The following is a 9,526-nucleotide window of genomic DNA, read 5'->3' on the forward strand; positions in this document are numbered from 1 at the left end:
CCAATCCTTATTTCACTTCCTGTAACTTTGCCAATACGACCTCGTAAACATCGGTCAACTCCCCGAGACCCCGACGGAAAACATCCTTGTCCAGATGGTTGCCATCCGCATCCCATAAACGACAATTATCAGGCGAAAACTCATCCGCCAATAAAATCTGACCAGACGAGTCAACCCCAAATTCTAGCTTGAAATCCACCAAAGTCAACCCAATCTGAGCAAACAAGTCCTTCAAGAAACTATTGATACGACGTGTTTCTTCCTTGATATAGGCGATTTCTTCTGAACTAGCTAGATTAAGAAAAGCAATATGTTCGTCGTTGATAAAAGGATCGTCCAACTCATCTTTTTTATAGTAAAATTCCACGATTGGAGTAACTAAGGCAATCCCTTCTTCCACACCAAACCGTTTTGAGAAAGACCCAGCTGTCACATTTCGCAAAACCACCTCGAGAGGAATAATCTCCACCTTCTTATTCAACTGCTCTGTGTCTGACAAACGCTTGATAAAATGTGTCTTAACACCTGCAACATTCAACTTTTCAAAAATAAGCGAAGAAATTAGATTATTGAGCCGACCCTTGCCCACAATCTGTTCTTTCTTGCCGCCATTAAAAGCCGTTGCCTGATCCTTGTAAACTGCAACAATATGGTCACTATCAACTGTGGCGTAGATATCTTTAGCTTTTCCTGAATAGAGAAGGTCTGTTTTCATTGAAATGTTCGCCTTTCATAAAATATTCTAGTCTTTTCGTTTATTCTAACACACAACATTCGCCTATACAAGAATTTTACGGTCTTTCAACTAAAAACAAAGAAAAACGCCCGTAAACTACGAACGTTTCTGCAATTCTTCATAAATAAAATCCACAATATCAGACAAGGTTTCAAAGCGCTCAATCGCAGCATCAGGAACATCGACACCAAACTCGTCCTCTAAGGTCAGGACAAATTCCATGATTTCCACCGAATCCGCTGCGATATTATCTGCTAAAGTAGATTCTGCCCGTACTTGAAAATCATCACCCTTCTCCTCTTGGATAATGGCAACAACCCGCTGATAAACCTGCTCTCTAGTCATGACGCTCCTCCACTACTGAAAATTTCTCCACCGATTTTTCAACAATGCCAGCCTCCAAAATAGAACGCGTCTGCTTAATGGTATAGAAAATCGACTGGGCATCGCTAGAGCCGTGAGCCTTGATGACAGGAGCTTTCAGACCAAGCAAGACAGCACCGCCAGCCTTCTTGTAGTCCATAGCCCCAAGTGCTTTTTTCAAGGTTGGCTTGACCAAAAGACCACCCAATTTGGCACGCAGACCACCATTTTTGATAGAGCCTGTCAACTGACCAACGATGGATTTAGCCGTTCCCTCAATGGTTTTCAGCACAGCGTTTCCCGTGAAACCATCAGTCACGACCACATCCGCCACGCTATTAAGCAACTCACGCGCCTCCACATTGCCGATAAAGTTAATCGACTTGTCTTCCGCCAAGAGCTTATAGGCTTCTTGGTGAACTGGCGTGCCCTTGGTATCTTCCGTACCGTTGTTCAAAAGTCCCACACGAGGTTGTTTGACCCCACGCACATGCTCCGCATAAAATGAGCCGAGGATACCATACTGATAGAGGTGATGGGCTGTATTTTCAGCATTTGCCCCCAGGTCCATCATATCAAATCCCTTACCGTCCATAGTAGGAAGAGTGGACATAAGACCTGGACGGTCGATATGCTTGATACGGCCAACCACAAAAACACCTGCCGCCAACAGAGCACCCGTATTTCCAGCCGACAAGACCGCATCTGCCTGACCATCCTTGACAGCCTTGGTCGCTAGGACCATAGAAGCCTCTTTCTTCCGACGAATCGCCTTGACCGGCTCATCATCTGAATTGATTTTTTCAGTCGTATGGACGATGCTGACACGCTCTGTCGCTGTCAAATACTGCTTGATTTTAGCCTCATCGCCATAAAGTTGAATGTCAATGTCTGGAAAGGCAGCCAAGGCCTGATTAACCCCTTCTACCACTGCCTGAGGGGCATGGTCCCCACCCATAGCATCTACTGCAATACGTTTCATTCTGTTTCCTCATTTTCTGTTCTTGGTTTCATAATCTGCCCCCAAGAAGACAAATCATCTATAAATTTCTTGGATTTCAAGTGAATCCCCACATATTCCTCGTACAGCTGGTCAATAAAAAGCCGTAATTTTCGCTTCATCTCAGGCTTGATGGAAATGGTTTCCAGCTCATCAAAGGAAATAGCCTGAAATTGATCAAGTAGGTAGGGAACATTAGGATCCAGATAAGCCCGCCTGTCATCTTCCTGATAGTGTTGCGGACACAAGACACCGCTGTACTTGTAGGAATAGTCAAAAGGCAAGCCAACCCGATGACAAAAAGCACACTCGTGAAAATTCAGACTGATCCCAAATCGACCCAAGATCTGAATTTCAAAAATATTTGTCAAAATTTCATAGTCCAAACCCGTTTCCATCAAATCCAAGGTCTTGACCAAAAATGCAAAGAGGGCTGGGTCATAAACCTTGTCCTGCAAGGCCGCATCTGCCAAGGCCAAGATATAGGTCGCATAGCTGAGTTTGAAAATATCAGCATTGATCACCTTAAAAGGCTGGACTTGATGAAAATCTTCTATATAGGACAGACCATCATCATTGATTTTGACGATAAAATCCGCATAGGTCAAAGGCTGGATAGCAGCAACCAGCTTGGACTTAGAAGCATGTTTCACGAAAAACATCCGCTTGCCAGCCTTCTCCGTAAAAATCTTGACTAGCTTATCATCTTCCCGAAAATTCCGATTGTAAAGGACTAAGCCTCTAGTTTCAATTCGTTCCATTTTCTTCTAGATAGTCCTTCAAACGAGCCATAGCTGTCTGAATTTTCTCCATACTTGCTGCATAGGAAATCCGTACATAACCTTCTCCATACTGACCAAAGGCCGCTCCTGGAATAAAGGCCACCGCTTTCTTCCTCGCAAAGTCCTGCAAGAAACTAAAGGAATCTTGATTGTAACCCGCAGGGATTTTTGCAAAGATATAAAATGCACCATCAGGCTTAATAATCTCAAAGCCCAAATCCGTCATTTTCTCGATGATGTAATCCCGACGCTTGATATACTCTGCCCGCATCGGAAGCGCATCATCCTTACCATTTTTCAAGGCTTCAACCGCACCATACTGCATAGCAGTTGACGCTGCTGTTACGAGATATTGGTGGCTCTTGATAATTTGAGCGATGATGGGAGCCTGACTCATAATCAAGCCAATCCGCCAGCCTGTCATGGCATGGGACTTAGACAAGCCCTGAATTAAAATGGTCTGTTCTGGCAAAAACTCTGCAATCGAAGTATGAGGCTGACCAGTGTACGTCAACTCCGCATAGACCTCATCCGACAGGACAAAGATAGGGTACTTACGAATAATATCAGCAAAAGCCTGGATTTGCTCGCGTGAATAGGTCACACCCGTTGGGTTGGCAGGATAGTTAAGAATGACAGCTTTTAACTTATCTCCCTGGGCAATAATGGCCTCTTCCAACATCTCAGGTGTCAATACGAAATCATTGGCTGTTGTATCAATTTCTACTACATCGGCTCCCACCATATTGACAATTGGCTCATAGCCAGGATAGGCAGGGGCAGGTAAAAGAACTGTATCCCCAGGCTCCAAAATTGCAACTAGACTTGCTGATAAGGCCTCTGTCGCGCCAATCGTAGAGAGAATTTCATTTTCTGGATTGTAGTGCAAGTTGTATTTTTCAGCCACAAATTCCGCTGCAGCCTGACGCAATTCCAGCAATCCAGCCATCCCTGTATAGTAACTTTGGTTGGCATCGATAGCTGCCTTAGCTGCCTCTTTAACATGGTCTGGCGTTGTAAAATCAGGCTCTCCCAGGGTTAATTTTAAAATTCCAGGTACATCTGAAATTGACTGATCAAACTGACGAATCATCGAAACCTCAATTCGGTTCAAATTCTTATTAAAACGGTGATGTAAATCCATAACAGACCTCCTAATCATTATATAAGAACATTATACCAAAAAAGGAGAACCTTTCGGTTCCCCAAACAGCTATTTAACAATCTTTGTTTCAAATAAAGGCGACAGTGGACGTTTTTCATGGATACGAATAATAGCATCTGCTAACAAATCCGCAGTTGAAATGTGCTCAATCTTATCAATCAAACGCTCCTGAGGAATTTCGATAGTGTCCAAAACAACCAATTTCTCAATCGCAGACTTGCTAATGTTATCCATGGCTGGCCCAGATAAAACAGGGTGGGTGCAAGACGCATAGACAGCTGTCGCACCAGCCTCAGCCAAAGCATCTGCCGCATGGCAAATAGTCCCCGCAGTATCAATCATATCATCAATCAAGATACAAGTCTTACCCTTAATATCACCGATAATATTCATAACCTCAGACGTATTCATCTTATCAACACTACGACGCTTATCAATAATCGCAATCGGTGTTTTCAGAAATTGGGCCAACTTACGTGCACGAGTTACACCACCGTGGTCTGGTGAAACAACCACATATCCCTCACCAACCATACCACGACGTTCAAAATAATCAGCAATCAGCGGAGCCCCCATCAAATGATCCACTGGAATATCAAAGAATCCTTGAATTTGAGCAGCATGAAGATCAATAGTTAATAAACGATTCACACCAGCAGTCTGCAACATATTTGCCACTAATTTAGATGTGATTGGCTCACGAGCACGAGCTTTCCTATCCTGACGTGCATAGCCATAATAAGGCATTACTACGTTTACTGATTCAGCAGATGCACGTTTCAAGGCATCTACCATAATCAAAATTTCCATTAAATTATCATTAACAGGTGAACTTGTTGATTGAAGAATGAAGACATGAGTCCCACGAATTGATTCTTCAATATTCACTTGAATTTCACCATCTGAAAACTGACGAACACTTGATTTCCCCAAAGGAATTCCTATTTTTTTCGACACCTGTTCAGCTAACTTCTGATTTGACGAAAGAGCGAACAATTTTAAGTCAGTAAACGCCATGACAGCCTCCTCTTTATTTCTACCTTTACTATTCTAACGCTTTTTCTTTCATTTTTCAAACAAAAATAGAACGTAGTTCTACTACGCTCTATTAAAATTCTTAATATGGAGGATAAATATAATAAACAGCACCCTCTGAAGTTGTTGTTGGATTGAAGTAGCCACCACGGTGGTTGCCAATATAACGACGACCCATATAGTTAGATTCTACAACTTGGATACTTGTAGAAGATTCCACTGCAGTAACAACCGCAACGTGACCATAGTATCCACCAGTCCATACTGCAATTGCTCCAACTTGTGGAGTTGAACCCGTACGGAAACCTTCTGCTGCTGCTGAAGCCAACCAATGTTTCGCATCACCCCAGTACGGACCAACCCATGAAAGTTGTGATTTAACACCCCAAGTACATTCACCAACTGGATAAGATGAAGCATCAAAAGTCGCATTACGCGCTGCTGCTGAACTACCAGAACCAGTTGAAGATGACACAGCTGGAGTAGAAACAGTTTGTGTAACAACAGGTTGACTAGCTACAACTGTCTGAGCTGTTTCTGCGACTGCAGTTTGAGTAGGTTCAGTAGCCCCTTCTGATACTTCAGCAGTTTCAGCAGCCGCTGATGCTGCAGCGACTGGAGCTGCAACCGATGCAGCCTGTTGTGCTGCTAAGGCACGTTGTTGCGCTTCATATTCTGCCTGACGTGCCGCTGCCTGACGTGCTGCCTCTTCAGCAGCCGCCTTTTGTTCAAGCAAAGAGTTTTTCTCATCTTCAGCAGTTGCTTTTTGAGCAGCAAGATTTAATTGAGCTACTTGTAATTCTGCCTGACGAACCTGCAATACCTGTGCATCGTCTTCCAATTTCTGACGGTTAGCTGCTAAAGTATTGATAGCTTCTTGGTTAGCCTTCTGTTTTTCTACAATAACTTCTTTATCCGTTTTTTGTTGTTCCAACATACGATTGTTGGCCGCAACAATCTCACGCATTGCATTAACACGTGATACAGCATCAACAATTGATTTTGAATCCAAAATTGTATTGATATAACTAGAAGCAGAAGCATCAGTTTGCGCACTACGAGCTTGTTCTTTCAAAGCACCATCACGTGATACAATATCAGCTGATAAACGCTCAATATCTGCTGCCAAAGCCTGTGATTCAGCTTCCAAACGGGTATTTTCTTCTGTCAATTTTGCTTGTTCAGCAACAATTTCATCAACTTGTCCTTGGATAACATCAACCTGTTGTTGAGCATCTGCTTGTTGAGCCGCAAGTTCATTGATTTGTTGATTTTTAGCTGCAATTTGACTATCAATATCATTTGCAACAATCACAGCCACATCATTCAAACTTGTAAGAACGACTGTGCTTAACAATAATGTAGCTAAGATTTTTTTCTTCATAAACTAATACTAACTCCTCTATACTTTCTGACTATACCATTTTAACAAAAAAATTGCGTAAGTATATTACGCAATTATTACATTTCTATGTCTTATTCGTAATTCCAAAAATCCGTTCTAAGATAGGTTGGATAAGTAAAAACAAAATAAGATTAAATAATAAACTCGGTAGTAATTTATTAAAAACAAATATAAAAACAGAGAGATTTGTCATCTGAAATACTCTAGCAAATAAATAACTAGTAAATTCAAATTGAAAAATAGAAACTAGCAAAATCAATAGATTGATTGAACTCTTATTTCCGACACCTTTAAAATAGAAATAAATACAAAAAATAACAAGAGGAAAAGTGGTCGTTGCAATTCCAACTAAAGAAAGATAAGATATATCATAAATCAATCCTAATAAAGTAAAAACAACAAGAGAAATAGAGAGAGAAACATAGTTTGCATAAAAAATAGCAAGCATAAATAAGATATGGCAAGATATAGCAAATAAGCCAGCTGACATATTGGATAAAAGAGTCGATACCTGCCCATCAATCAACAAAACTAAAAACAGAACAGGAAACATGAAAAATTCTAAAACTCTATTGCGCATCTGATTGACCCACTACTAATACTGAATATATTGATGAAAAACTAGCTGAAGGCTCTACATATAGTTCACGATTTAAGTTATTGCTGCTAGCCTTAACCGAACGAACTTTTCCAATTTGAACATTAGCAGGTGTCGCACCAGCCAAATCACTCGTCACAACGTTACTACCAACCGCAATATCATCCGTAGCATTTAACTGATTGATAATAAAACTATTGGAATCCAAATCAAAACCAGCTAAAATACCGTATATATCCTTGGAATTGGTGCTTATTTTTACTGGAAGTTTGGTAAAATCATCAGCATTAGTAAACAATTTTACCACTGATGAGTTCTCCTCAATGGAGCTAACTACACCAACTAAACCACCATTTGCAACTACCAGAGCATTTTCAGAAATCCCCATATTCTGACCAACATCTATGGTCACCTGCTCTGACCATGAAGCAGGTGTTCTAACCAAAACTGAACCTGCAATATACCCTTTCTCTGGGAAAGACGAAGCCATTTCTAAACTTTTTCGCAATGTCTCATTTTCAGCTTTTAAACTAGCATTCTCATTTGCGAAATCTTGTACTGAGAGCAATGACTTCTTTAATTCCTTATTTTCTTCGTAGGTAGCAAACAAATGCGAAAGAGAGGACTGTTGATCAGAGAAAAACCTAGTAGGAACTGATAAAAAAGATTGAATTGGTCTAACGAGTAAATTTATAGAAGAATTGACAAAGGGTAACTCTGCTCCCTTTGAAAAAGTTAAAAACAACAATGAAAAAGATAATAACAGAAAAACAGAAATTGCAATCAACAATTTAGAAAATTTATTCATGGCTCCTCCAATAAGATACAATAAAACGAGAATATCAAATGATAATCTCGTTCATTACGGAGAATAAGGGATTCGAACCCTTGCGCCAGTTACCCGACCTAACGATTTAGCAAACCGTCCTCTTCAGCCTCTTGAGTAATTCTCCATTTATACAATATAATGGGCACGAGTGGAATCGAACCACCGACCTCACGCTTATCAGGCGTGCGCTCTAACCATCTGAGCTACGCGCCCAAGAACATATACTTGGACAAGTAAATAATGGCGCGAGACGGAATCGAACCGCCGACACATGGAGCTTCAATCCATTGCTCTACCAACTGAGCTACCGAGCCATAAGATTATTGTGGACCTTAATTGGAACCTACGACCACAAGTCAAAGAAACTCCATCCCACGGTAGTGAAAGGAGGATGTGGGATTCGAACCCACGCACGCTTTTACACGCCTGACGGTTTTCAAGACCGTTCCCTTCAGCCGGACTTGGGTAATCCTCCAATTATGGACCTTGTAGGACTTGAACCTACGACCGCTCGGTTATGAGCCGAGAGCTCTAACCAGCTGAGCTAAAGGTCCAGCAAACAAGAGTAAATAGCGGCGAAGGGGATCGAACCCCCGACCTCCCGGGTATGAACCGGACGCTCTAGCCAGCTGAGCTACACCGCCAAATATAAATCGGGAAGACAGGATTCGAACCTGCGACACCTTGGTCCCAAACCAAGTACTCTACCAAGCTGAGCTACTTCCCGCTGTTATTAAAAATAAAGCTCCCCTAATGACATCATTAAGCGAGTCATGCACCCTAGAGGATTCGAACCTCTAACCGCCTGATTCGTAGTCAGGTACTCTATCCAGTTGAGCTAAGGGTGCTTCTATAAAGTCCATGCCGAGGACCGGAATCGAACCGGTACGATGTTGCCATCGCAGGATTTTAAGTCCTGTGCGTCTGCCAGTTCCGCCACCCCGGCCTCTCAAAGCGAACGACGGGATTCGAACCCGCGACCCCCACCTTGGCAAGGTGGTGTTCTACCACTGAACTACGTTCGCAATCTCTTCAAATGCCGGCTACATGACTTGAACACGCGACCCTCTGATTACAAATCAGATGCTCTACCAACTGAGCTAAGCCGGCCTATTATTATTTCCTTATGCGGGTTAAGGGACTTGAACCCCCACGCCCGAAAGCGCCAGATCCTAAATCTGGTGCGTCTGCCAATTCCGCCAAACCCGCATATGACTCGTGCTGGGCTCGAACCAGCGACCCATTGATTAAAAGTCAATTGCTCTACCAACTGAGCTAACGAGTCGTAAATATGACGCAAACTCTGTTTGCTCTATTTCCAACTTCAAATAGTCTCCTAGACTATTTGAACGGTCCCGACGGGAATCGAACCCGCGATCTTCGCCGTGACAGGGCGACGTGATAACCGCTACACTACGGGACCTATGGGAGTTAACGGGATCGAACCGCTGACCCTCTGCTTGTAAGGCAGATGCTCTCCCAGCTGAGCTAAACTCCCTATTCGCTAAGCGACTACCGTATCTCACAGGGGGCAACCCCCAACTACTTCAGGCGTTCTAGGGCTTAACTGCTGTGTTCGGCATGGGAACAGGTGTATCTCCTAGGCTATCGTC

At 42.6% G+C, this 9,526-nt stretch carries 9 protein-coding genes, 15 tRNA genes and 1 rRNA gene; all 25 read right to left on the reverse strand.

The features are described from left to right. Positions 1 to 7: 7 nt before the first annotated feature. Positions 8 to 715: a phosphoribosylaminoimidazolesuccinocarboxamide synthase gene (gene purC, locus C1G49_RS09835; protein ID WP_105125536.1), complete on the reverse strand. Its 708-nt coding sequence runs from the start codon at positions 713 to 715 to the stop codon at positions 8 to 10. Between the two features lie 117 nt (positions 716 to 832). Continuing rightward, positions 833 to 1,081 carry a phosphopantetheine-binding protein gene (locus C1G49_RS09840; protein WP_105125537.1) on the reverse strand — a complete coding sequence of 83 codons (249 nt, stop codon included), beginning with the start codon at positions 1,079 to 1,081 and terminating at the stop codon, positions 833 to 835. Then, positions 1,074 to 2,081: a phosphate acyltransferase PlsX gene (plsX, locus tag C1G49_RS09845; protein WP_105125538.1), complete on the reverse strand. Its 1,008-nt coding sequence runs from the start codon at positions 2,079 to 2,081 to the stop codon at positions 1,074 to 1,076. The genes C1G49_RS09840 and plsX overlap by 8 nt, the downstream gene beginning before the upstream one ends. Beyond that, positions 2,078 to 2,860, reverse strand: a complete 783-nt coding sequence (gene recO / locus C1G49_RS09850) for a DNA repair protein RecO (RefSeq protein WP_105125539.1) — start codon at positions 2,858 to 2,860, stop codon at positions 2,078 to 2,080. The genes plsX and recO overlap by 4 nt, the downstream gene beginning before the upstream one ends. Beyond that, complete coding sequence (locus tag C1G49_RS09855; RefSeq protein ID WP_105125540.1) at positions 2,847 to 4,025, reverse strand: pyridoxal phosphate-dependent aminotransferase; 1,179 nt, start codon at positions 4,023 to 4,025, stop codon at positions 2,847 to 2,849. The genes recO and C1G49_RS09855 overlap by 14 nt, the downstream gene beginning before the upstream one ends. Positions 4,026 to 4,094: 69 nt before the next feature. Next, positions 4,095 to 5,063 (reverse strand): ribose-phosphate diphosphokinase, encoded by a 969-nt coding sequence (locus C1G49_RS09860; RefSeq protein WP_105125541.1) that lies wholly within the window; start codon positions 5,061 to 5,063, stop codon positions 4,095 to 4,097. Positions 5,064 to 5,163: 100 nt separating this feature from the next. Further along, positions 5,164 to 6,465: a peptidoglycan hydrolase PcsB gene (gene pcsB / locus C1G49_RS09865; RefSeq protein ID WP_105125542.1), complete on the reverse strand. Its 1,302-nt coding sequence runs from the start codon at positions 6,463 to 6,465 to the stop codon at positions 5,164 to 5,166. Between the two features lie 85 nt (positions 6,466 to 6,550). Further along, positions 6,551 to 7,066, reverse strand: coding sequence for a rod shape-determining protein MreD (gene mreD, locus C1G49_RS09870; RefSeq protein WP_105125543.1), 516 nt, complete (start codon positions 7,064 to 7,066; stop codon positions 6,551 to 6,553). After that, positions 7,056 to 7,892: a rod shape-determining protein MreC gene (gene mreC, locus C1G49_RS09875; protein ID WP_105125544.1), complete on the reverse strand. Its 837-nt coding sequence runs from the start codon at positions 7,890 to 7,892 to the stop codon at positions 7,056 to 7,058. The genes mreD and mreC overlap by 11 nt, the downstream gene beginning before the upstream one ends. Before the next feature lie 57 nt (positions 7,893 to 7,949). Beyond that, positions 7,950 to 8,037 (reverse strand) — tRNA-Ser (locus C1G49_RS09880). Between the two features lie 15 nt (positions 8,038 to 8,052). Continuing rightward, a tRNA-Ile gene (locus C1G49_RS09885) sits at positions 8,053 to 8,126 on the reverse strand. A gap of 28 nt (positions 8,127 to 8,154) precedes the next feature. Then, positions 8,155 to 8,227, reverse strand: a tRNA-Phe gene (locus C1G49_RS09890). Between the two features lie 71 nt (positions 8,228 to 8,298). Beyond that, positions 8,299 to 8,388, reverse strand: a tRNA-Ser gene (locus C1G49_RS09895). A 5-nt stretch (positions 8,389 to 8,393) separates the two neighbouring features. Next, positions 8,394 to 8,467 (reverse strand) — tRNA-Ile (locus C1G49_RS09900). 16 nt (positions 8,468 to 8,483) lie between these two features. After that, a tRNA-Met gene (locus tag C1G49_RS09905) sits at positions 8,484 to 8,557 on the reverse strand. Positions 8,558 to 8,566: 9 nt separating this feature from the next. Then, positions 8,567 to 8,640, reverse strand: a tRNA-Pro gene (locus C1G49_RS09910). Positions 8,641 to 8,687: 47 nt separating this feature from the next. Then, a tRNA-Arg gene (locus C1G49_RS09915) sits at positions 8,688 to 8,761 on the reverse strand. Positions 8,762 to 8,775: 14 nt separating this feature from the next. Beyond that, a tRNA-Leu gene (locus C1G49_RS09920) sits at positions 8,776 to 8,859 on the reverse strand. Between the two features lie 7 nt (positions 8,860 to 8,866). Beyond that, a tRNA-Gly gene (locus tag C1G49_RS09925) sits at positions 8,867 to 8,938 on the reverse strand. Between the two features lie 12 nt (positions 8,939 to 8,950). Beyond that, positions 8,951 to 9,023: transfer RNA gene (locus C1G49_RS09930), tRNA-Thr, on the reverse strand. A gap of 17 nt (positions 9,024 to 9,040) precedes the next feature. Further along, positions 9,041 to 9,122: transfer RNA gene (locus C1G49_RS09935), tRNA-Leu, on the reverse strand. A 3-nt stretch (positions 9,123 to 9,125) separates the two neighbouring features. Continuing rightward, positions 9,126 to 9,198 (reverse strand) — tRNA-Lys (locus tag C1G49_RS09940). A gap of 65 nt (positions 9,199 to 9,263) precedes the next feature. Further along, positions 9,264 to 9,336, reverse strand: a tRNA-Asp gene (locus C1G49_RS09945). Between the two features lie 2 nt (positions 9,337 to 9,338). Then, positions 9,339 to 9,411, reverse strand: a tRNA-Val gene (locus C1G49_RS09950). 5 nt (positions 9,412 to 9,416) lie between these two features. Then, positions 9,417 to 9,526: ribosomal RNA gene (rrf, locus tag C1G49_RS09955) — 5S ribosomal RNA — on the reverse strand; the annotation flags it as partial.

Origin of the sequence: Streptococcus suis (assembly GCF_002960625.1) — a bacterium.
GTDB classification, from domain to species: domain Bacteria; phylum Bacillota; class Bacilli; order Lactobacillales; family Streptococcaceae; genus Streptococcus; species Streptococcus suis_T.